The 20,777-nt window shown below is 65.9% G+C and carries 20 protein-coding genes; 10 read left to right on the forward strand and 10 right to left on the reverse strand.

The window, feature by feature from the left end; translation table 11 throughout:
• Position 1 precedes the first annotated feature (1 nt).
• Complete coding sequence (gene rpsO / locus ACQR03_RS13880; protein ID WP_009025947.1) at positions 2-271, forward strand: 30S ribosomal protein S15; 270 nt, start codon at positions 2-4, stop codon at positions 269-271.
• Between the two features lie 211 nt (positions 272-482).
• Here the strand turns inward: rpsO and ACQR03_RS13885 are convergent, their stop codons facing one another.
• The gene (locus ACQR03_RS13885) at positions 483-635 is read right to left on the reverse strand and encodes a hypothetical protein (RefSeq protein ID WP_315751778.1); all 153 of its coding nucleotides are present in this window, start codon (positions 633-635) and stop codon (positions 483-485) included.
• Here ACQR03_RS13885 and pnp point away from each other — a divergent pair.
• From pnp to ACQR03_RS13905, 4 genes are all read left to right on the forward strand, one after another.
• Positions 634-2,790, forward strand: coding sequence for a polyribonucleotide nucleotidyltransferase (pnp, locus tag ACQR03_RS13890; protein WP_315716921.1), 2,157 nt, complete (start codon positions 634-636; stop codon positions 2,788-2,790). The two genes, ACQR03_RS13885 and pnp, sit on opposite strands and share 2 nt — an antisense overlap.
• Positions 2,791-2,931: 141 nt before the next feature.
• Positions 2,932-3,402: a GNAT family N-acetyltransferase gene (locus ACQR03_RS13895; protein ID WP_315751777.1), complete on the forward strand. Its 471-nt coding sequence runs from the start codon at positions 2,932-2,934 to the stop codon at positions 3,400-3,402.
• Between the two features lie 114 nt (positions 3,403-3,516).
• Positions 3,517-4,353, forward strand: coding sequence for a hypothetical protein (locus ACQR03_RS13900; protein WP_434841476.1), 837 nt, complete (start codon positions 3,517-3,519; stop codon positions 4,351-4,353).
• Positions 4,354-4,462: 109 nt separating this feature from the next.
• Positions 4,463-5,245 carry a hypothetical protein gene (locus tag ACQR03_RS13905; RefSeq protein ID WP_315751775.1) on the forward strand — a complete coding sequence of 261 codons (783 nt, stop codon included), beginning with the start codon at positions 4,463-4,465 and terminating at the stop codon, positions 5,243-5,245.
• Positions 5,246-5,263: 18 nt separating this feature from the next.
• Here ACQR03_RS13905 and ACQR03_RS13910 read toward each other — a convergent pair whose 3' ends face one another.
• From ACQR03_RS13910 to fabA, 4 genes are all read right to left on the reverse strand, one after another.
• On the reverse strand, positions 5,264-7,249 hold the full coding sequence (locus tag ACQR03_RS13910; protein ID WP_434841477.1) for an autotransporter outer membrane beta-barrel domain-containing protein: 1,986 nt from the start codon (positions 7,247-7,249) through the stop codon (positions 5,264-5,266).
• 224 nt (positions 7,250-7,473) lie between these two features.
• Positions 7,474-8,274 carry an enoyl-ACP reductase FabI gene (gene fabI / locus ACQR03_RS13915; RefSeq protein ID WP_315751773.1) on the reverse strand — a complete coding sequence of 267 codons (801 nt, stop codon included), beginning with the start codon at positions 8,272-8,274 and terminating at the stop codon, positions 7,474-7,476.
• A 147-nt stretch (positions 8,275-8,421) separates the two neighbouring features.
• Positions 8,422-9,645: a beta-ketoacyl-ACP synthase I gene (gene fabB / locus ACQR03_RS13920; RefSeq protein WP_315716915.1), complete on the reverse strand. Its 1,224-nt coding sequence runs from the start codon at positions 9,643-9,645 to the stop codon at positions 8,422-8,424.
• A gap of 76 nt (positions 9,646-9,721) precedes the next feature.
• A complete protein-coding gene (fabA, locus tag ACQR03_RS13925) occupies positions 9,722-10,243 on the reverse strand; it encodes a 3-hydroxyacyl-[acyl-carrier-protein] dehydratase FabA (RefSeq protein ID WP_315716914.1) in 522 nt (173 codons plus the stop codon).
• A gap of 456 nt (positions 10,244-10,699) precedes the next feature.
• On the opposite strand from fabA, the gene irrA reads away from it, so the two are divergent.
• The gene (irrA, locus tag ACQR03_RS13930; protein WP_315716966.1) at positions 10,700-11,170 is read left to right on the forward strand and encodes an iron response transcriptional regulator IrrA; all 471 of its coding nucleotides are present in this window, start codon (positions 10,700-10,702) and stop codon (positions 11,168-11,170) included.
• Between the two features lie 107 nt (positions 11,171-11,277).
• Here irrA and ACQR03_RS13935 read toward each other — a convergent pair whose 3' ends face one another.
• A complete protein-coding gene (locus tag ACQR03_RS13935; RefSeq protein WP_409977910.1) occupies positions 11,278-11,763 on the reverse strand; it encodes an SH3 domain-containing protein in 486 nt (161 codons plus the stop codon).
• A gap of 413 nt (positions 11,764-12,176) precedes the next feature.
• Between ACQR03_RS13935 and ACQR03_RS13940 the strand changes: the two genes are divergently transcribed.
• Positions 12,177-13,178, forward strand: coding sequence for a 2-hydroxyacid dehydrogenase (locus ACQR03_RS13940; RefSeq protein ID WP_315716913.1), 1,002 nt, complete (start codon positions 12,177-12,179; stop codon positions 13,176-13,178).
• 111 nt (positions 13,179-13,289) lie between these two features.
• On the opposite strand, the gene ACQR03_RS13945 is transcribed toward ACQR03_RS13940, so the two are convergent.
• Positions 13,290-14,234, reverse strand: a complete 945-nt coding sequence (locus ACQR03_RS13945; RefSeq protein WP_315751772.1) for a LysR family transcriptional regulator — start codon at positions 14,232-14,234, stop codon at positions 13,290-13,292.
• 122 nt (positions 14,235-14,356) lie between these two features.
• On the opposite strand from ACQR03_RS13945, the gene ACQR03_RS13950 reads away from it, so the two are divergent.
• Positions 14,357-15,361 carry an aldo/keto reductase gene (locus ACQR03_RS13950; RefSeq protein ID WP_315751771.1) on the forward strand — a complete coding sequence of 335 codons (1,005 nt, stop codon included), beginning with the start codon at positions 14,357-14,359 and terminating at the stop codon, positions 15,359-15,361.
• A 219-nt stretch (positions 15,362-15,580) separates the two neighbouring features.
• Here the strand turns inward: ACQR03_RS13950 and ACQR03_RS13955 are convergent, their stop codons facing one another.
• Positions 15,581-16,384 (reverse strand): HesA/MoeB/ThiF family protein, encoded by an 804-nt coding sequence (locus tag ACQR03_RS13955; protein ID WP_315751770.1) that lies wholly within the window; start codon positions 16,382-16,384, stop codon positions 15,581-15,583.
• Positions 16,385-16,537: 153 nt separating this feature from the next.
• Between ACQR03_RS13955 and ACQR03_RS13960 the strand changes: the two genes are divergently transcribed.
• Together ACQR03_RS13960 and ACQR03_RS13965 are read left to right on the forward strand one after the other, a co-directional pair.
• Positions 16,538-17,896, forward strand: a complete 1,359-nt coding sequence (locus ACQR03_RS13960) for a peptidoglycan-binding protein (protein WP_315751769.1) — start codon at positions 16,538-16,540, stop codon at positions 17,894-17,896.
• Between the two features lie 451 nt (positions 17,897-18,347).
• Entirely contained in the window at positions 18,348-19,151 is an 804-nt protein-coding gene (locus ACQR03_RS13965; RefSeq protein ID WP_315751768.1) for a ParA family protein, read from the forward strand.
• 122 nt (positions 19,152-19,273) lie between these two features.
• Here ACQR03_RS13965 and ACQR03_RS13970 read toward each other — a convergent pair whose 3' ends face one another.
• Positions 19,274-19,756: a Crp/Fnr family transcriptional regulator gene (locus ACQR03_RS13970; protein WP_315825656.1), complete on the reverse strand. Its 483-nt coding sequence runs from the start codon at positions 19,754-19,756 to the stop codon at positions 19,274-19,276.
• A gap of 78 nt (positions 19,757-19,834) precedes the next feature.
• Positions 19,835-20,716, reverse strand: coding sequence for a bifunctional DNA-formamidopyrimidine glycosylase/DNA-(apurinic or apyrimidinic site) lyase (gene mutM, locus ACQR03_RS13975; RefSeq protein WP_315825657.1), 882 nt, complete (start codon positions 20,714-20,716; stop codon positions 19,835-19,837).
• Positions 20,717-20,777: the final 61 nt, after the last annotated feature.

Consider the following 20,777-nt stretch of genomic DNA (forward strand, 5'->3'; position numbering starts at 1 on the left):
GATGTCGGTGACCGCAGAGCGCAAGGCGGAAATCATCAAGGCGAACGCCACCAAGGCCGGTGATACCGGTTCTCCCGAGGTGCAGGTTGCGATCCTGTCGGAACGCATCAACAACCTGACCAGCCATTTCAAGACCCACGGCAAGGACAACCACTCCCGCCGCGGCCTCCTGAAGCTGGTGTCGACCCGCCGTTCGCTGCTGGACTATCTGAAGAAGAACGACGAGGCGCGCTACAAGGCGCTGCTCGAGAAGCACAACATCCGTCGTTGAGCTTCGCGTTGGAATGGGCGCGCGCGGTATTGCGCGCGTTGATGGCATGATGCCGAGGACGCCGCTTCGATCGCGGCGTTCGCGAGTCCGGGATCGTGCGGTCCGGCTGGGTCTGGAAAGAGGCAGATACGCTCTTCGCCTGATCCTGCCCGGACCATGCAGTACGCCTCAGCAGCAATCCGGCCGCTGGGCGTAACGGGCAAGGTGCCCGTTATTTACGAGAAGGATGGACGCCATCCGAAATAAGAAAACCATGGCAGGATCGCAGGGCGCTGATCGTTTTCCAGCGCCCTGCAATCTTGCGCATGGTTTTTTTGTTTCCGGGGAGTCCGCCTTCGATCATCTCATGAAAGAAGATACCCATGTTTACCAAGCATTCCGTCGAGATCGACTGGGGTGGGCGTCCGCTCAGGCTGGAAACCGGCAAGATCGCCCGCCAGGCTGACGGCGCCGTCGTCGCCACCTATGGCGAGACCGTCGTGCTCGCGACCGTCGTCGCCGCCAAGGCGCCGCGCGAGGGCGTCGACTTCCTGCCCCTGACCGTCGACTATCAGGAAAAGACCTACGCCGCGGGCCGCATTCCCGGCGGCTATTTCAAGCGCGAGGGCCGTCCGACCGAGAAGGAGACGCTGGTCTCCCGCCTGATCGACCGCCCGATCCGCCCGCTGTTCGTCGATGCCTGGCGCAACGAGACCCAGGTGATCGTGACCGTGCTGTCGCACGACATGGAGAACGATCCGGACATCGTGGCGCTGGTCGGCGCGTCGGCCGCCCTGACCTTGTCGGGCGTTCCGTTCAAGGGCCCGATCGGCGCGGCCCGCGTCGGCTTCGCCAATGACGAATACATCCTCAATCCGACCCTCGACGAGATGGCCGACACCCAGCTCGACCTGGTCGTCGCCGGCACCTCGGACGCCGTGCTGATGGTGGAATCGGAGGCCAAGGAGCTCAACGAGGACATCATGCTCGGTGCGGTGATGTTCGGTCACCGTCACTTCCAGCCGGTGATCAACGCGATCATCGAGCTCGCCGAGAAGGCCGCCAAGGAGCCGCGCGACGTCGCGATCATCGACAACGGCGCGATCGAGAAGGAGATGCTTGGGATCGCCGAGCAGGACCTGCGCAACGCCTACGCGATTCCGATCAAGCAGCAGCGCTATGCCGCCGTCGGCGCCGTCAAGGAAAAGGTGATGGCCTACTTCTTCCCCGAGGGGCAGGAGCCGAAATACGACAAGCTCCGTATCGCCGCCGTGTTCAAGGAGCTCGAGGCCAAGATCGTCCGCTGGAACATCCTGGACACCGGCAAGCGTATCGACGGCCGTGACGCCAAGACCGTGCGCAACATCGTCTGCGAGGTCGGCGTGCTGCCCCGCGCCCACGGTTCGGCGCTGTTCACCCGCGGCGAGACCCAGGCGCTGGTCGTGACCACGCTCGGCACCGGCGAGGACGAGCAGTACATCGACGCGCTGTCGGGAACGTACAAAGAGACGTTCCTGCTGCACTACAACTTCCCGCCCTACTCCGTCGGTGAGACCGGCCGTCTCGGCGGCACCAAGCGCCGTGAGATCGGCCACGGCAAGCTCGCCTGGCGCGCCATCCACCCGGTGCTGCCGCCGCATCACGAGTTCCCCTACACCACGCGCGTGGTGTCGGAGGTGACCGAGTCCAACGGTTCGTCGTCGATGGCCACCGTCTGCGGCTCCTCGCTGGCGCTGATGGATGCAGGCGTGCCGCTGAAGCGGCCGACCGCGGGCATCGCGATGGGTCTGATCCTGGAAGGCAGCCGCTTCGCCGTGCTGTCCGACATTCTCGGCGACGAGGACCATCTCGGCGACATGGACTTCAAGGTCGCAGGCACCGAGAGCGGCATCACCTCGCTGCAGATGGACATCAAGATCGAGGGGATCACCGAGGAGATCATGCGGGTTGCGCTGGGCCAGGCCCGCGAAGGCCGCATCCACATCCTGGGTGAGATGTCCAAGGCGCTGACCGCCGCGCGCGCCGAGCTCGGCGAATACGCGCCGCGCATCGAGACCTTCAAGATCCCGACCGACAAGATCCGCGAAGTGATCGGCACCGGCGGCAAGGTGATCCGCGAGATCGTCGAGAAGACCGGCGCCAAGGTCAACATCGAGGACGACGGCACCGTGAAGGTCGCCTCCAACGACGGCGAGGCCATGAAGGCCGCCATCAAGTGGATCAAGTCGATCGCCTCCGATCCGGAGGTCGGCCAGATCTATGACGGCACCGTCGTCAAGGTGATGGAGTTCGGCGCCTTTGTGAACTTCTTCGGCACCCGCGACGGCCTCGTGCACATCTCGCAGCTCGCCGACAAGCGCGTGCAGAAGACCACCGACGTCGTCAAGGAAGGCGACAAGGTCAAGGTCAAGCTGCTCGGCTTCGACGACCGCGGCAAGACCCGGCTGTCGATGAAGGCGGTCGACCAGACCACCGGCGAGGATCTCGAGGCCAAGCAGAAGGACGCGCCCGCCGAGGCGCGCGAAGCCGCCGGCGAGTAAAGCCGCGGCACCATTCCAGTGAAACACAAAGGGCGGCTTTCGAGCCGCCCTTTTTTGTTGTCCTATTGGTCGCGCACCCTCGCGCGTCCCGGGTCACGGCTGCGGATGCAGAGGCCGTCACCCCGCTTAAGGTCACCCCACATGCACCATCCTATCATCCGCCCTGCCCGCCCGGACGAATACGACGCCGTCGCCAGGCTCTGGATGGAGAGCTGGTGTTCGACGGGCCTGGAAACGCAGAGCGAGAGGCTGCTCGCGGTCCTCAGGGAGCGCGTGCCGCGCGAAGTCGCTGGCGGTTGGAGCCTGTATGTCGCCGACGACTGCGGCGGCCTCGCGGCGATGCTCGCGATCAACGTCCCCACGCTCTATCTCGACCAGCTGATGATCGCCCCGTCCCATCAGGGCCGCTCGCTCGGCCGCCGGCTGCTCGCCTTCACCCGCGAGCTGCTCCCCGACGAAGTGTGGCTGCGCTGCGCGAAGGGCAACGACAAGGCGTGGCGCTGGTACGAGCGCGAGGGCTTCGTGCTGGAAAAGGAGGAAGCTGACCCGCTGCACGGCCGGATCATGAAATATTATCGCTGGAAGCGTGACGGTCAGGCGGCGGCCTCCTGATCGCAGAGCGTGCAAGCGCAAATCTTGCGCGTGGCGACCGGAAACCGTTGCGTGCGCCTTCGCAGGCGAACTAAGTTCGAGTTCCCGACGACCTTGCATTCTCGAACCGTCCCCATGTCCGTGCCGCTCCTGCCGATCCGTCGTCTTGCGCTCGCCGTCCTCGCCGCTGCCTTCGCAACCGGGGCTTGGGCCCAGGCTCCGTCAGCAACGGCGCCCAAGGCCGCCCCCGCGGCCAAGAAACCCTCCGGCAAGACAAAGGCAATGGCGAAACCAGGCGCCATCGAAAGCGGTCCGTGCCGTCTTGGCGTCATTTCCGCACTCGGCGACCAGCTCGCCGTCAGCAAGTTCGGCCTCACCGTGTTCGAAATCGAAGAGGACGAAGTCACGTTGCCGGGATGGGGACTGGACGACCTCGCCATGGCGCGCGTGCGCGCGGCCACCGGCGGCGCCCCGACCGTGCACAGGATCGGCTATCCGAAAGGCGCGTTCGAGCCCTACTACCATCCGACGTCGCGCTTCCTGCCCGATCCGAAGGAGAGCCTGACATCCATCGTGCGCAACGTCACCACGAATGCCAACTGCACACGCTACCTCGTCGTCACCAGGTTCGAGACGACCAATCCCGACACGACCCTGAGGCTCAGAGGCATCGGCGCCTACAATCAGGGGGTCGGATCGATCCTCAGGCACTCGCATCTGTTTGCGAACGTCAACATCACGCTCATCGACGGCCAGTCCTACGAGAAGATCAGCTCGTTCTCGGCCGACACCGGCGCCAGGCTTGCCGAAACCATGAGGCTCACCGAAGACCCTCTCAACAAGCTCGACAATGCCGACTTCCCCGAGCCTCTCGCAGCTGCGGCCTCCAGCACGGTCCTGCGCGAGCGGCTGCGCACCCTGGTCGCGGCGAAGCTCGATCGCGACCTGCCGAGCTATCTGAAGATCGAATGATGCCGTCGCCCGCGTTCACACGGTTCGAACGAGCTTCATTGGCCCAATCCCCTCCCTTATGCGACGAGCTCTCCCAGTGACAATCTCTCGCCGACTGGCGCCGCTGTTCATGGCCGTGATCTGGTCGTGCACCAATGCCCTGGCGCAATCGGCGCCGGCGCCGCTGAATGCCAAAACAGCGCCAAAGACCGCGGGCACCGCTGCCAAGGCAGCCAAGCCGACGACGGCCCTTCGCGAGGGCGGACCGTGCGAGGTCGGGGTGATCGCCGCGCTCGGCGATGCCTTCACGGTGCAGAAGAACGGCATGACCCGCCTGGGCAACGAGTACGCCGAAGTGCCGGTGTCCTGGGGTTTCGACGACATCGTCTACGCGCGTGTGAAGGCAGCCGCGGGTGATAGCGGGATCCGCCGCATCAGCGTCCCCAAGGGCGCATTCGATCCGTTCTATCAGTCGCCACCGGTCAAGGCCGAGAACGGGAAGCTCACGCCCATCGTCAGGAAGGTGGCCGGCACGGCAGGGTGCGCTCGCTACCTCGTGATCACCCGCCGGACCGACAGCGAACCCTCGACAAACGACGAGGTTACCGGCGTCGGTGTCATCAACCGGGGCGAGGGATTCGGCCGGATCAGCCACGTCTTCACCATGATCGATATCCAGCTCTATGACGGCGCGACGTTCGAGACGCGCGAGCCTGCCACGAGCTCCAGATCGCTGCTCTCACGGCTGACGTCCGGCGTCGGACCGCCGTCTCACGCCGGGGACGTCGACAACTCCGCATTCCCCGCTTCGCCGCCGGAGGCTGCGAACAACAATGTGCTGCGCGACATGGCGCGTTCGATGCTTAAATTCCGGCTCGACCAGCGCTTGCCGGCCTATTTCGGGCGCGAATAGAACGACGAGCTCGGCGCGTCACAGCCTGATCTTCAGCACCGCGTGGCCCGACTGCTGGACGAGACCGGACGATGTCGCGTTGATGCCATAGCGGATGCTGAGGTCGAGCCGGTCGTTGCCGGCGGCCACAAGACCAAGGCCCGCCGAATAGATCCATGGCGACAGGCCGAGGCCATGGGTGACAAAGCTCTCGCCGGCGCCCGAGAACGTCGCGCGGATCTGCAATGGCTGATTCAGCGTGTTGTAGCCGACGCCGATATCGCTGGTCAGACGAATCTGCCTGGTGGGCGCGTAGACCGCTTTCAGCTGCGCCGTCGTCACGAGCTCCTGATAGATCTGAGGATCGACGTTGAGGCTGAAACCGCCGGCACCGTTCTCGCCGTAGGAATTGCTGCGAACCGTGCCGTAGTCCAGGCGCAGTGCTGGAACGAGCACGAATCGGTCCTGCAGCGGAATGCGCGTCTTGATGCCTGCGCCGGCATGGCCGCTGTAGGAACGATAGCTGCCGCCGGCGGATGCGCCCATGAAGCTCAGCGACCTGTTTTCGCCGTTATCGGTCGATCCGCCATCGAGCTGATAGTCGAAGAGGACATCACGGGTGATCGCGTAGGCTCCATAGAGCCCGAGCTGATAGGAGGCGAGACCGAGACGGTTCGGCACGGCGGCGTCGCTTCCGGTGATCGTGTGATGAGAATAACCGAGAACGCCGCCAATGATGGCGCGGGACGAGACTGCGACGTCGGCGCCGAACGCCAGACCGCCGCCGGAGGCGTCATAGCCGGGAACGCCATCGCGCCCCGTCTGCTGCGCGGTGCTGCCGAGGGGCTGCATCCAGACATTGCGACCAGCGGCCCAGCCGATGCTGCCGACATCGTCGAGCCTGTTGGTCATCGTCTGCCGGAACGCCTGCTGGCTGACATGGGTCGCCTGCGAGGCCGCCCCGGTCAACACCGGCAACGTCTGCTTCACGGCGGCGCTGAGAGATGGACCGCTGAGATTATCAAGCGCGGCAAAGCCCGAGACCATCGATCCGGTCCAGCCGGCCGACGTCATCGACAGCCGGTACAGTACGTCAGCCGCTTCCAAGCCGACGCGGCCGCCTGCAGACCGCAGCGTATCCGCATAAGGCCGGATCAGCGACATCGTCGCCAGTCCTCCAGTCAAATTCCCGGTAAGGTCGTAGGTCGACACCAGCATCTGCGCGCCCGCGGCGTTGCCGCTCGCCGTGCCATAGAGGCTGGTCAGGGTGCCGCGCGAGAGGGTGTTGAACAGCAGGCTGCCCTCGGGAGTCACCGAGCCGAGCAGCGTGAAGCCCGCCGCGGCGCTGCCGGGCGGTGCGACGCCCGCACCCCAGAAATAGCCGTTCTGATAGTTGGTGATGACGAAACGGCCCGGCGCCTGCGTGCCGAACAACGTCGGACTGACGATCCGCCAAGGCGTGCCGGCGGTCCACGCCCATTGCGGCACGGAGTTGGCCGGCACCGGTGCTGACGGCGGCGGCGTGAAGGTCGCGGGATCATAGGGCAGCATGTAGGCCCAATGCGTCACCAGCAGGCTGTCGCCGGTGATCATCTGCATTTCCATGCTGGTCACGCCGTTGACGTTGCGCATATAGCCGAGTCCGACCGTCACGGTGCCGCCGCCGGTCGGCGTGAACAGCATGGTGATCTGGCCGCTGGTGGTGACGAAGCCCTGGATGGTCGAGGTGTCCGTCAGCAGCGCCAGCCCGATCCTGAGCTGCGCGACGCTGGTGCCGGTGAAGGCGCCGTTGGTCGCGGTGCCCAAGGTCCACAACGTCTGGTCACCGATCGGGACCGGATTGGAGAAGCCCGTCTTCGGCGACATGTACGCGAGCAGCTGCGCCGTCGGCACATACCAGCTGGTGTTGGAGATCGTGGAGTCCCAGACGCTCGATTGCGCCTGCGCCGGCCCGGCGCCCCCTGCCACAAGCGCAATGCCGGTCATCGCGCAGAGAGCGATGACACGGGCCTTCGAACGCAGCATCAATCGCCCCCACGACTTGTCTTGCTGCCGGCGCGAGCGGCTGGCTGACGGCCGCGGCCGATGCACCGGTCATGATGCATCGCAGCGTCGTCGCAACAACCAACACGAGTCGCGCCAATGCTTCCTGATTAGCCGTTCAGGAACATCGCCTTCAACTGGGAAAATTTGGGTCGATCGCGGGACGGAGTCTCGCGTTCCCCTGATACCGCCGATGCGCGGGGAGGTCAGTCCGCCTTGAGATCCTCGGGGCGCGGCATCGAGATCACGTTGTAGCCGGAATCGACGTAGTGGATCTCGCCGGTGACGCCGCCGGACAGCTCCGACAGCAGATAGAGCGCCGAGCCGCCAAGCTCCTCCAGGGTCACGCCGCGACCGAGCGGCGAGTGCTTCTGCTGGAAGGCGAACATGAAGCGGGCATCGCCGATGCCCGAGCCCGCCAGCGTGCGCACCGGGCCGGCCGAGATCGCGTTGACACGGATGCTGCGGCGGCCGTAGTCGGCGGCGAGATAGCGCACCGAGGCTTCCAACGCGGCCTTGGCGACACCCATCACGTTGTAGTTCGGCATCACGCGGTTGGAGCCGTCGAAGGTCAAGGTGATCATGCTGCCGCCGCTCTCCGGCATCAGCTCGGCGGCGCGCTTGGCGATCTCGGTGAAGGAGAAGCAGGAGATCAGCATCGTGCGCGCAAAATTCTCGCGCGACGTGTCGGCGTAGCGGCCCTTGAGCTCGTTCTTGTCGGAGAAGGCGACCGCATGGACGACGAAGTCGAGCCCGCCCCAGGCCTCGCGCAATGTGGTGAACACGCCGTCGACGCTGGCGATGTCCTCGACGTCGCAAGGCAACACGTGCTTGACGCCGAGCTCGTCGGCGAGCGGACGGACGCGCTTGCCGAGCGCGTCGCCCTGATAGGTGAAGGCCATCTCCGCGCCATGCGCAGCCAGCGTCTTGGCGATGCCCCAGGCGATCGAATGGTCGTTGGCGATGCCCATGACCAGGCCGCGCTTGCCTGCCATCAGTCCCTGCATGATGTCTCTCCTTCGTCATGCCGGGATCGACCCAGCCAGGATGATCGTTCCGCCTTCGAGACGCCAATGGCCGGACATCGGTGCGAAGAATGAGCTTCGCGCTGCTGCCCGGCCATGACGCCGACGAAACCACTGCTGTTGGAAATCTTAGGCGTCGAGCTGCTTGAACACCAGCGTCGCGTTGGTGCCGCCGAAGCCGAACGAGTTCGACAGCACGGTGCCGAGCTTGGCGTTGTCGATGCGCTTGCGCACGATCGGCATGTCGGCGAAGGCGGGATCGAGCTCGGTGATGTTGGCGCTCTCGCAGATGAAGCCGTTCTTCATCATCAGCAGCGAATAGATCGCTTCCTGGACGCCGGTGGCGCCGAGCGAGTGGCCGGTCAGCGCCTTGGTCGCCGAGATTGGCGGACATTTCTCGCCGCGGCCGAACACCTTGCGGATCGCCTCGATCTCCGGCGGATCGCCGGCCGGCGTCGAAGTCGCATGCGGATTGATGTAGTCGATCTTCGTCTTCACGGTCGACAGCGCGAGCTGCATGCAGCGCTCGGCGCCTTCGCCCGACGGCGCCACCATGTCGTAGCCGTCCGAGGTCGCGCCGTAGCCCACGATCTCGCCGTAGATCTTGGCGCCGCGCGCCTTGGCGTGCTCGAGCTCTTCCAGCACGAGGACGCCGGCGCCGCCGGCGATCACGAAGCCGTCGCGCGTGACGTCATAGGGCCGCGACGCGGTCGCAGGCGTGTCGTTGTGCTTCGACGACATCGCACCCATCGCGTCGAACAGCACCGACAGCGTCCAGTCGAGCTCTTCGCAGCCGCCGGCGAACATCACGTCCTGCTTGCCGTACTGGATCATCTCGTAGGAATTGCCGATGCAATGATTGGACGTCGCACAGGCCGAGGAGATCGAGTAGTTGACGCCCTTGATCTTGAACCAGGTCGCCAACGTCGCCGAGGCCGTCGACGACATTGCCTTCGGCACGGCGAACGGACCGACGCGCTTCGGGCCCTTGGTGCGGGTGATGTCGGCCGCTTCCACCAGCGTGCGCGTCGATGGCCCGCCTGAGCCCATGATGATGCCGGTTCTGACGTTGGAGACGTCGGTCGGCTCCAGCCCGGAATCGAGGATGGCCTGCTCCATGGCGACATGATTCCACGCCGCCCCCTCGCCGAGGAAGCGCATGGCGCGGCGGTCGACCACATCGGCGGGATTCAGCGTCGGCGCACCTTGCACCTGCGAACGAAAACCAAGCTCGGCATATTTCTCGGCGCGGGAGATACCGGACTTCGCCTCGTACAGGCTGGCGAGCACCTCCTGGGTGTTGTTGCCGATCGATGAGACGATGCCCATGCCCGTGATGACAACCCGCCTCATGATGTCCGCCTCACCTTGCTCGTGTGTTGTGTTGCAGCCGTGCCTGCTGCACTGTCTGTGGTCGCAGCCTGCCGGTTCAAGTCGGCGCGGCGCCCTGCTTGAACAGGCCGACCTTCAGGTCCTTGGCGCGATAGATAATCTCGCCATCCATCGAAAGCCACCCGTCGGCAATACCGAGCACCAGCTTTGAGCGCATCACGCGCTTGATGTCGACGTTGTACACAACCTTGCGGGCGGTCGGCAGCACCTGGCCGGAAAACTTGAGATCGCCGAGGCCCAGCGCACGGCCGCGCCCCGCGCCGCCGGTCCAGCCGAGGTAGAAGCCGACCATCTGCCACATCGCATCGAGGCCGAGACAGCCCGGCATCACCGGATCATTCTTGAAATGGCAGCCGAAGAACCAGAGATCCGGCTTCACGTCGAGCTCGGCGCGGACGACGCCCTTGCCGAACTCGCCGCCGGTCTCGGAGATCTCGACGATCCGATCGAACATCAGCATCGGCGGCAGCGGCAGTTGTGCATTGCCGGGGCCGAACAGCTCCCCGCGGCCGCAGGCCAGCAGGTCCTCGTATTCATATGCGCTGCGCCGATCCAGCATGCTTGGTGGCCTTTCTCAACGATCCCCGGTGGAATTTGTGCCGCGCGACATGGACCCTTCCCGCGCGCCGCCCCCTTCCGCGCCGCGCTGGCCGGTCATCGCGTCGGCACGAAGGCTGGGCCATCGCACTTGGCGAACATGACCGCTGTCAGCGGCGGGCCTAACGACGCCTGGATTCGCGCACATGGCCATCACGGCCGGCGGCGCTCACCATGGCAGGGCAAATCGGGTCCGGGCGCTCTCTAACATAGAGGATTGCGGCGTCAATGCGCGTATCCAGGTAAATCGACGCAGCACCAGGGCCGGCGCCCGAACCGGGCGGCAAATGCAGTTTAGGAGCGTTCTAGATACGTTAGTTGCGATAAGCTTGCATCTGAATGGGTTTCTTCCTATATCGGTTGTGGATGAGAGCGAGATTGTGCGGTGCTTGAAGTGGATGTCAGCAACAACGCCTCGATGAGTGGTCATGACCGCGGCAACCCGGATCTCGGGAACGGCCGGCAGCCAGCACTCAATGGCTGCCCATGGCACGACGTCAACGAGATGCTGCAGGCGGCCGGGCTGCGCCCGACCCGCCAGCGCATGGCCCTCGGCTGGCTGCTGTTCGGCAAGGGCGCGCGGCATCTGACCGCCGAAATGCTCTATGAGGAAGCGACGCTGGCCAAGGTTCCGGTCTCGCTCGCCACGGTCTATAATACGCTGAACCAGCTGACCGACGCCGGCCTGCTGCGCCAGGTCAGCGTTGACGGCACGAAGACGTATTTTGACACCAACGTCACCGCCCACCATCACTTCTATCTCGAGAACAACCACGAGCTGGTCGACATCCCGGACCAGCATCTGGCGCTGTCGAAGCTGCCGGAGGCGCCCGAAGGTTACGAGATCGCCCGGATCGACATGGTCGTCCGGCTGCGCAAGAAGCGCTGAGCCTCCGGAAGGTCTTCATCGAAGCACCATGCCCGCACCCGCTGCGGGCATTTTTGTGTCGGGAGCGCGTCAGGATGGAGGTCAGCGCATTGCGCTGACCTGGGCCTTCAATTGACCTGCTCGTCGGCGTAGACGCCCCACAGCCGCTGCTGCTGGATCCAGCCTTCGAAACCATTGCCGAGCACGCGGCACCAGCCGTTGCCGCATTTCTTCACCTGCGCGACAACGCCGGCCTGCAGCCGCGCGGTGACCGCGCTGGTCGCGTCGGCGCTCTCGTAGATCGGGGCGAGATCGTCCTTGTTCTTCATCGTGACCACCGCCGTGCGGCGCCCCGACAGCAACGAGTGATAGACCCACCCCTCCGAGCCTTCGGAATCGCGCACGCGGCGCCAGTTCTCATATTCCGCAGTGATCTCGACCGGCAGGCCGGAGCGCGTATAGACCCAGGCCACGTCGTTGTCCTTGGTCGGACCGGCGCGAACGTTCACATGATCCGACTTCAGGCTGACATAGCGCGGCACCGGCAGGCCGCTGGTGGTGAGAACGGAGTCCTTCGCCGCAACGCCGCCCCTGCCGACGGCAACGTCGAACAGACAGACCAGCAGCACCACGACAGCACCGAAACGCCACAACGTCAATTTACTCAACTCACTCTCCCTCGAAAGGATCGACCCGCGCTCCGATCAAAGCGGATTACGTTGCGATCCTTCGCCCGATCCCCATCGAACCGCCCGGCTGCCCCCCTTCGTGCTCGGAGAGGGCTTGCCGAAAGCGCCAGTCCCGACCTGCCGTTGGCTTCTTGTCTTGGCCGGGCCTTCTGCTAGACAGGACCGAACACAAGCGGCCAGGAAGCGCCTGAGAATCGCTCGCGAAGCCCTGTCAGGGACGGATCGGCCCACCTGCGAGATCCGACACGACCAGTCCAGGGAAGCGCCGCTCTCAGGCGACGACGGTAGTTTCGGCGAACCCGGTTAATGAGGTCTGAAGGATCTCATGAGAGCAGCACATGTCAGGTAGGAAAAAGCCCCTCGTCGTGGTGACACGCAAGCTGCCGGACTCGGTCGAGACGCGCATGCGCGAGCTGTTCGACGCCAGGCTCAATCTCGACGACGAGCCGTTGAGCCAGGAACAACTCGCCGACGCCGTGCGCACCGCCGAGGTGCTGGTTCCGACCGTCACCGACCACATCAGCGCCGACATCCTCAATCAGCCCGATTGCAAGCTGCGCATGATCGCCAACTTCGGCAACGGCGTCGACAACATCGACGTCGCGGCGGCGGTGGCGCGCGGCATCACCGTCACCAACACGCCGAAGGTCCTTACCGAGGACACCGCCGACATGACCATGGCGCTGATCCTCGCCGTGCCGCGGCGGCTGATCGAGGGCGCCTCGATCCTCACCGAGGGCAAGAACTGGGCGGGCTGGTCGCCGACCTGGATGCTCGGCCACCGCATCGGCGGCAAGCGCTTGGGCATCATCGGCATGGGCCGGATCGGCCAGGCCGTGGCGCGGCGTGCCCGCGCCTTCGGCCTGCAGATCCACTATCACAACCGCCGCCCGGTCGCTCCCGTGATCGCCGACGAGCTCGGCGCTACCTACTGGGAGAGCCTCGACCAGATGCTGGCGCGGATGGACATCATCTCGGTCAACTGCCCGCACACGCCGGCGACGTTCCATCTGCTGTCGGCACGCCGGCTGAAGCTGATCCGCAAGGACGCCTACATCGTCAACACCGCACGCGGCGAGGTGATCGACGAGGAGACGCTGACGCGGCTGATCGAGGCCGGCGACATCGCCGGCGCCGGTCTCGACGTGTTCGAGCACGAGCCCGCGGTGAATCCGCGCCTGGTCCGGCTCGCCAAGGCCGGCAAGGTGACGCTGCTGCCGCACATGGGCTCGGCCACCATCGAAGGCCGCGTCGAGATGGGCGAGAAGGTCATCATCAACATCAAGACCTTCCTCGACAACCACCGCCCGCCGGACCGCGTGCTGCCGAGCATGTTGTAGGCCGGTCACTCGACCCCATAATCAGCGTCGCCGCTGCGAACGCAGGGACCCGTACCGCGTAATGCCCGCGTGGGACATCGCTGGTCGTCATCGTCTCGTTCACGCTGGTGGTTATGGGTCTCGGCTCAAGGCCGGGACGGCAGCTGGGTGCGGGGCGCCCGCGCGCTTCCGCCCCTCCCCGACGAACGCGACGAACGCCGCCAGCGCCGGCGGCGGTTGCCGGCGGCTCGGGTAATATAGATACGGTCCGGGGAACGGCGGGCACCAGTCGTCCAGCACGCTGACGAGGCGGCCTGCCGCCAGCGCATCGCGCACATGTCCCTCGAATGTCGCCCAGTAGCCGACCCCGTCGCAGGCGGCACGGAAGGCCAGACCGAGCTGGACCGCGATCAGCCGGGCCGGCGGCGCGATCCTGATCACCTGCCCGTCCTTCTCGAACTCCCAATCCAGCATCGCACCGGACGAGAAGCGCGTGCGAATGCAGCCATGCTGCAGCAGGTCGCGCGGATGCGCGGGACGGCCATGCTGCGCCACATAGTGCGGTGAGGCGACGATGGCGTAGCGCTGCGTTTCGCCGAGCGGCACGGCGATCATGTCCTGCGCCAGGTGCTCGCCATAGCGCACGCCGGCATCGAACCCGGCCTGCACGATGTCGACGAAGCCGCTGTCGGCGACGATCTCGAGCTCGATCAGCGGATAGGCCTGAAGGAACGGCGCGACCATCGGCGCCAGCACCAGATCGACCGCGGGCGGCGGCGCATTGATGCGCAGGCGCCCCGCCGCGACCTGCTGCTGGCCGCGCACCTGATGGATCGCCGCTTCGATCTCGCACAGCGCCGGCTCGAGCCGTGCCAGCAGCGCCTCGCCGGCCTGCGTCAGGCCGACGCTTCGCGTGGTCCGGTTGAGCAGCCGGGCGCCGAGCCGCTGCTCCAGCTCCTTGAGCCGCTGGCTGAGGCTGGATGCCGCGAGGCCCTGCTCGCGCGCAGCCCGGCGGAAATTGCCGCTGCGAGCCACGGCAGCGAAGGCTTGAAGATCACGGAGGTCCGGCTCGCTCATTGTTCGATATGTTGAACAGTCCATTCGAAATTGTCCAGCTTATCGAACCGAGGAAATGCGCCGATATCCGCGTTGTCCGGGCGGGCCAGCAGGCCGCCTGCGCCAGCAAGAGGAGATTGATCATGCAAACCCGCCAACTCGGCTCGACCGGCCCCGACGTTTCGGTCATCGGACTAGGCTGCATGGGCATGTCGGACTTCTACGGCCCCACCGACCGGTCCGAGAGCATCGCCACCATCCACGCCGCGCTCGACGCCGGCATCACGCTGCTCGACACCGGCGACTTCTACGGGATGGGCCACAACGAGATGCTGATCCGCGAGGCGCTGGCGTCCGCAGGTCCGCGCAACGTCCGGATCTCGGTAAAATTCGGCGCGCTGCGCGGCCCCGACAGGAGCTGGCTCGGCTATGACAGCCGGCCCGAGGCCATCAGCACCTTCCTGTCCTATTCGCTGCAGCGGCTCGGCGTCGACGCCATCGACATCTACCGCCCGGCGCGGCTCGATCCCAAGGTGCCGATCGAGGACACGATCGGCGCGATGGCCGAGCTGAAACAGGCCGGCTACATCAGGCATATCGGGTTGTCGGAGGTCGGTTCAGAGACGATTCGCCGGGCGCACAAGGTGCACCCGATCTCGGATCTGCAAATCGAATATTCGCTGATCTCGCGCGGCATCGAGAGCGACATCCTGCAGACCTGCCGCGAACTCGGCATCGGCATCACCGCCTATGGCGTGCTGTCGCGCGGGCTGATCAGCGGGCACTGGTCGAAGGACCGCGCCAACGCTGCCGACTTCCGTGGCCATTCGCCGCGCTTCAGTGGCGACAATCTCGATCGCAATCTCAGCCTGGTCGACACGCTGCGCAGCCTGGCAGGCGAGGTCGGCGCCACGCCGGCGCAAGTCGCGATCGCCTGGGTGGCCGCGCAGGGCAACGACATCGTCCCGCTGGTCGGCGCCCGCCGCCGCGACCGTCTCGACGAGGCGCTCGGCGCGCTCTGCGTCAAGCTCACCGAGATCCAACTCGCCGCGCTGGACAAGGCGTTCCCGATTGGTGTCGCCGCCGGAGAGCGCTATCCGGAGGCGCAGTTGGTGCATATGGACAGCGAGCGCGGTCAGCCGGGCTGAGCGTCATGCGAGTCCAGGTCGCGCAACAAACTCGGTGTCGTCCCCGCGAACGCGGGGACCCATACCGCGTGATGTCTGGAACAGGCAGATGACCCGTTCCGCGCGCCTCATTGCATACACGGAGTATGGTCCCGGATCGGCGCCCGACGACGCGTTGCGTCGCCGGGCTTGTCCGGGACGACAGTGAATTTGTGGCGCGCCTCTCGACTCAAGCGGCCGTCACTTCCGATGCGCGCTCAAGTCCGCAATGACAGGTCCATCACCGTTCAGCGGATTCGTCGGATCGCGCCCATAGCGCAGGGTCTCGAACCGCATCGTGCGCGCATCCAGCATCAAGAGCCGTCCCACCAGCCCCTCGCCGAAGCCGACGATCTCGCGGATCGCCTCCAGCGCCATCATCGAGCCGAGCATGCCGGCGAGCGCACCCATGACGCCGGCTTCGGCGCAGGCGGGCACCGTGCCGGGCGGCGGCGGCTCGGGGAACAGGCAGCGATAGGTCGGATTAAACTGGCCCTTCTCATTCCGCTCATGCGCGCGGATCGTCGTCAGCGACGCATCGAAGGTGCCGAGCGCGCCGGTGATCAGCGGCTTCTCGGCCAGAAAGCAGGCATCGGAGACGAGATAGCGGGTGTCGAAATTGTCGGAGCCGTCGAGCACGAGATCATAAGCGCCGATCAGATCGAGGGCGTTGTCGGCATTGAGCCAGGTCCGATGCGCCATGACGCTCACATGCGGATTGAGCGCGTTGATGCGCTCGGCAGCGCTCTCGACTTTGGGTCTGCCGATGTCGGGGGTCGCATGGATGACCTGGCGCTGCAGATTCGACAGCGACACGACGTCGTCGTCGACCACGCCGATCGTGCCGACGCCAGCCGCGGCGAGATACATCAGCGCCGGTGCGCCGAGGCCGCCTGCGCCGACCACCAGCACCGCAGCGCGCTTCAGCGCCGCCTGACCGGGACCACCGACATCGCGCAGCACGATGTGACGGGCATAGCGCTCCACTTCTTCGTCGCTCAGCATCGTTCCACCACGCCCTTCCGCTGCCGCACCGCTGTCAGCCCATTGCCGGCCCATGGCGAAGACGGCGGATCTCCGCACTGAACCCTCGCCGGATTGTGACCGACCAAGCAGATGTGCTTATTTAGCGGCGCGGCAAGAGCATCGGGATTTGTCATGAGACGGCTGGCCACGGCAACCTTCATCTGCGGGATCGCCGCATGCGCGTCGGCGCAGGCACAGACGCCGCAGGGCGCGTCGCCGGGCGCCAAGCCCAAGCCCGTCGCGACCCAGCCGGCGCGCCCGGGCGTGCAGGCTCCCGCCGACACCGCCAATGCGATGAGCCAGGCCGAGCGGCTCGCGCTGCAATCCGATCTCGCCTGGGTCGGCCAGTACAATGGCGCGATCACCGGCGACGTCAGCGAGCGCATGGTCAACGCGATCAAGGAATACCAGAAGCTCGTCGGCGGCAAGCCGACCGGCGTGCTGAACCCGCAGGAGCGCGCCGTGCTCGCCGACACCGCGCGCCGCAAGCAGGAGGGCGTCGGCTGGAAGCTCGTGACCGAGCCGGTCAGCGGCGCACGGCTCGGCATTCCCGCAAAGCTGGTGCCGCAACAGACCAGCGACGGCACCGGCTCGAAATGGACCTCGCCCACCGGCACCGTGCAGGTCGTGCTGTCACGCCGCAAGGAGGCGAACCCGACCACCGCGGCGCTCGCCGACCGCGAGAAGAAGGAGCCCGGCCGCACCGTCGACTACAGCGTGGTGAAGCCCGACTTCTTCGTGCTCTCGGGCCTGCAGAACCTGAAGAAGTTCTACATCCGCGGCACCTTTCGGGGCGACGAGGTGCGTATCCTGACCATCCTCTACGATCAGGCCACCGAGAACACGGTCGAGCCGGTCGTGATCGCGATGTCGAGCGCTTTCACCGCGTTTCCGTCGACATTGGCCGCGCAGCCCGCGCCACGGCGCCGCGTCGATTACGGCACCGGCATCATCGCTACCCAGGACGGCGCCATCATCGCCGATCGCGAGGTGACCGATGCCTGCGTGGCGATCACCATTCCCGGTTTCGGCCATGCCGAGCGCGTGGCCGAGGACAAGGAGCGCGGCCTGGCGCTGCTGCGCATCTACGGCGCGCGCGGCCTGAAGCCGCTGGCGCTGTCGGGCGGCAGTGCGAAATCGTCGGTCGACATCGTCGGCATCGCCGATCCGCAGAGCCAGGGCGGCGGTGCCGCGATCAGCACCGTCAAGGCGCAGCTCGCCGGCAATGGCGCCGGCGACGCCTCGCTGGCGCCGGCGCCCGGGCTCGGCTTTTCCGGAGCGGCGGCGCTCGACGGCGACGGCAAGTTCGCCGGCGTCACCTTGCTCAAGCCCGGCGTCCTCGCCGGCACGGCGCTGATCCCATCGACGCAGGTCGTGATGGTCAGCGCCGATGCGACGCGCGCCTTTCTCGCCACGCATGGCGTCAAGCCCGACGGAACCTCGCTCGACGCCAAGGCGGCGACGGTGCGCGTGATCTGCGTGCGGAAGTAGCGCCTGCGCCAAACCGGTCCGGCATCGCGATCATGCCGCCGCGCCCTGCGGCGCGGCGGCGTTTACGCAATGTTAAGCATGTCGTTTTAGAAAAAATTAAGGGCCCAACGGCGGCCGGCGGGGATCGGACGTGCAGCATCGCGACTGCATGGGATGATGCTCGGCGATGCCGATCGCTCGCCCGCGGCTCGCTGCCACTCAACTTCCTAGCACCTTGCTATCAACTCGGAACGGCTCCCGCCGTAGTCAACCGGTCTGTGCAGGCACAGGCCGAGCGTGAAATAGTTCGAACAGTTTTGTCGGCGTGCTGATTCGGACCACCGCGATCGCTCTTCATGAGTTGGATCGGGCCGGGACTGTCCTGAGCGAGAATAGCTCTGCACCGCGATCGCGATGCGCTCAGCTTTGGCGTTCTCATAAGTTCCGTCAACATCCGAAGGACTGTCTCCCGATGTACACGATCGTTTTGGCCACGCAGAAGGGCGGCAGCGGCAAGAGCACGCTGGCGATTGGTCTGGCCGTGGCGGCCCAGCAGGCCGGCCACAAGGTGCGCGTGATCGAGACCGACCGTCAGGGCACGCTGACCAAATGGCAGGCGCGCCGCGCCGCGAGCGAGCCGATCGTCGAAGCCGTCTACGATGCCAAGACGATCGAGCCTCGCCTCGAAGCGCTGGCCCGCGACGGCGTCACCCTCTGCGTGATCGACACCGGGGCCGGCATCACGGCATCCACAACGGCCGCGATCCGCCACTGCGATCTGTGCCTCATTCCGGCGCGTCCGAGCGTCGCCGACATCGAAGCGACGGCACCGACCTTGAGCGTCGTGCGCGCCTGGCGCAAGCCGTTTGCCTTCGTGCTCAACCAGGCCCCGATCCGCGGCGGCCATCGCGTCACCGATGCGACGACTGCACTCGACGCCGACGCGCCGCGCGACATCGCAGAAGTGCTGGCGCAGCCCTTCATCATGATGCGCAACGACCACCAGGACGCGCTCGCCGCCGGTCTCGGCGTCAGCGAATTCGATGCGGCCGGCAAGTCGGCGCAGGAGATTCGCAGCCTGTGGCGCTGGACCGCGGGCAAGCTCGCCGGCGACCACGTCATGCATGACGCTGGCGAGCTGAAGGACGCGAGCGAGCACGCCGAGGTCGAATTCCCGATCATGCTGACGCCGCCCGCCGAGGAAGCGAAGCTGCCGGTGACGCGGGCCTACCCGACCTGGGCCGACAATGGCATCAACTGGAAGGCGGGGCTGTAAAGGCGGGCTGTGGTCGTCATCGGATACGAGCTACCGCAAATGCGGTGCGCTCCCTCGCCCCGCAAGCGGAGCGAGGGAAACATCACCGACCGCGGGATCGAGTCCACCGAATCCAACCGGGCCTAGCGCTCTCCAGCCTCGCGCATCTCCAGCTGCTTGATCCGCGCATCGGCGCGACGCAGGCGGCGGCATAGCTCGCGATTGATGTTCTGCAGCACGATCACATAGGCGTGGATGTCAGCCTTGTAGAAGGCATACAGCTTTTGCGCCGTCAGCTCGTACAATACGGTCGGCGCTTCCGCGACGACGGTGGCCGATCTGTTCTGCATGTCGAGCAGGGTCATCTCGCCGAAGAAATCGCCGGGCTCGAGACGCGACATATGGATCGCAACGCCCGTCTCCAGGCGCTCGCTCACCTCCAGCGTGCCGCTGTGCACGACGAACATCGAACGACCCGCCTCGCCTTCGGCGACGACCACGGCGCCGCTCTCGAACTCACGCGCGACCAGCATCGAGACCAGCAGATCGAGGCTCGCATTGGGCAGGCCGCCGAAGAACGGCGTCGCGAGCAGGAATGCTTTCAGATCGGGCGAGCTGACAGCCATGGCGGCAGTATACCCCCACCCCCGTCCGTCACAAGCAGACTGGGGCAAGCCGGCCATGCCGGCTCGTCGGCCGCTGCATCACTTCTGGCACTTCGGGCACCAGAACGTCGACCGCCCGTTCTGCACGAAACGCTTCACCACGCCCTCGCAGCCATCCGTCCGGCACGGCTCGCCCTCGCGGTCATAGACCTGGAACGAGTGCTGGAAATAGCCGAGTTCGCCTGATGTCTGGCGGTGATCGCGCAGCGACGAGCCGCCGGCGCGGATGGCCTCGTTGAGCACGGCGTGGATCGCTTCCACCAGACGCCTGGCGTGATCCGTGGGCTCGCCCTTCTTCGTTGCCAGCGTTGCCGCCAGCCGTCGCGGCGACAGATGGGCGCGGAACAGCGCCTCGCAGACATAGATGTTGCCGAGCCCGGCGACGACGCGCTGGTCGAGCAGCGCCGCCTTGAGGCTGGTCTTCTTGCCGGCACAGGCGCGCGCCAGCATGGCGGCATCGAATTCGTTGCCGAGCGGCTCGGGCCCGAGATCCTTCAGATGCGGCTCGGTCTCGATCTCGCCGCGGCCGATGATCTTCATGAAGCCGAAGCGGCGCGGATCGTTGAACACGATGTCGGCGCCAGACGACATGTGAAACACGACATGGTCGTGCACGCTGTCCTTGCCGCGCGGATAGTGAAACTCGCCCGGCGTCTCCTCGTGCTCCGGCTTGATCACCCGGAACGAGCCGGACATGCCCAGATGCATCAGCAGCACGTCGCCGGAGCCAAGGTCGGCCAGCAGATATTTGGCGCGCCGGCCGAGTCCCCTGACGGTCTGGCCCTGCAGGCGCTTCGCAAAATCGGGCTGGAACGGAAACCTGAGATCGCCGCGCCGGGCCTCGGCCTTGACGATGACGGCGCCTTCCATGACGGGCTGCAGCCCGCGCCGGACGGTCTCGACTTCGGGCAGCTCAGGCATGCCGGCTCATTTCACCTTTTGCATCCGCAACCATTCACCTTGTCCGGCTGACGTGATAGCG

Origin of the sequence: Bradyrhizobium sp. HKCCYLS3070, from assembly GCF_051167575.1 — a bacterium.
GTDB lineage: Bacteria > Pseudomonadota > Alphaproteobacteria > Rhizobiales > Xanthobacteraceae > Bradyrhizobium.

Excerpts from the sequence above, each read along its gene's own strand:
- rpsO (WP_009025947.1), top strand. The coding sequence starts at position 2 with ATGTCGGTGACCGCAGAGCGCAAGGCGGAAATCATCAAGGCGAACGCC.
- pnp (WP_315716921.1), top strand. The coding sequence starts at position 634 with ATGTTTACCAAGCATTCCGTCGAGATCGACTGGGGTGGGCGTCCGCTC.
- ACQR03_RS13885 (WP_315751778.1), bottom strand. The coding sequence starts at position 635 with ATGGGTATCTTCTTTCATGAGATGATCGAAGGCGGACTCCCCGGAAAC.
- ACQR03_RS13895 (WP_315751777.1), top strand. The coding sequence starts at position 2,932 with ATGCACCATCCTATCATCCGCCCTGCCCGCCCGGACGAATACGACGCC.
- ACQR03_RS13900 (WP_434841476.1), top strand. The coding sequence starts at position 3,517 with ATGTCCGTGCCGCTCCTGCCGATCCGTCGTCTTGCGCTCGCCGTCCTC.
- ACQR03_RS13905 (WP_315751775.1), top strand. The coding sequence starts at position 4,463 with ATGGCCGTGATCTGGTCGTGCACCAATGCCCTGGCGCAATCGGCGCCG.
- ACQR03_RS13910 (WP_434841477.1), bottom strand. The coding sequence starts at position 7,249 with ATGCTGCGTTCGAAGGCCCGTGTCATCGCTCTCTGCGCGATGACCGGC.
- fabI (WP_315751773.1), bottom strand. The coding sequence starts at position 8,274 with ATGCAGGGACTGATGGCAGGCAAGCGCGGCCTGGTCATGGGCATCGCC.
- fabB (WP_315716915.1), bottom strand. The coding sequence starts at position 9,645 with ATGAGGCGGGTTGTCATCACGGGCATGGGCATCGTCTCATCGATCGGC.
- fabA (WP_315716914.1), bottom strand. The coding sequence starts at position 10,243 with ATGCTGGATCGGCGCAGCGCATATGAATACGAGGACCTGCTGGCCTGC.
- irrA (WP_315716966.1), top strand. The coding sequence starts at position 10,700 with ATGAGTGGTCATGACCGCGGCAACCCGGATCTCGGGAACGGCCGGCAG.
- ACQR03_RS13940 (WP_315716913.1), top strand. The coding sequence starts at position 12,177 with ATGTCAGGTAGGAAAAAGCCCCTCGTCGTGGTGACACGCAAGCTGCCG.
- ACQR03_RS13945 (WP_315751772.1), bottom strand. The coding sequence starts at position 14,234 with ATGAGCGAGCCGGACCTCCGTGATCTTCAAGCCTTCGCTGCCGTGGCT.
- ACQR03_RS13950 (WP_315751771.1), top strand. The coding sequence starts at position 14,357 with ATGCAAACCCGCCAACTCGGCTCGACCGGCCCCGACGTTTCGGTCATC.
- ACQR03_RS13955 (WP_315751770.1), bottom strand. The coding sequence starts at position 16,384 with ATGCTGAGCGACGAAGAAGTGGAGCGCTATGCCCGTCACATCGTGCTG.
- ACQR03_RS13960 (WP_315751769.1), top strand. The coding sequence starts at position 16,538 with ATGAGACGGCTGGCCACGGCAACCTTCATCTGCGGGATCGCCGCATGC.
- ACQR03_RS13965 (WP_315751768.1), top strand. The coding sequence starts at position 18,348 with ATGTACACGATCGTTTTGGCCACGCAGAAGGGCGGCAGCGGCAAGAGC.
- ACQR03_RS13970 (WP_315825656.1), bottom strand. The coding sequence starts at position 19,756 with ATGGCTGTCAGCTCGCCCGATCTGAAAGCATTCCTGCTCGCGACGCCG.
- mutM (WP_315825657.1), bottom strand. The coding sequence starts at position 20,716 with ATGCCTGAGCTGCCCGAAGTCGAGACCGTCCGGCGCGGGCTGCAGCCC.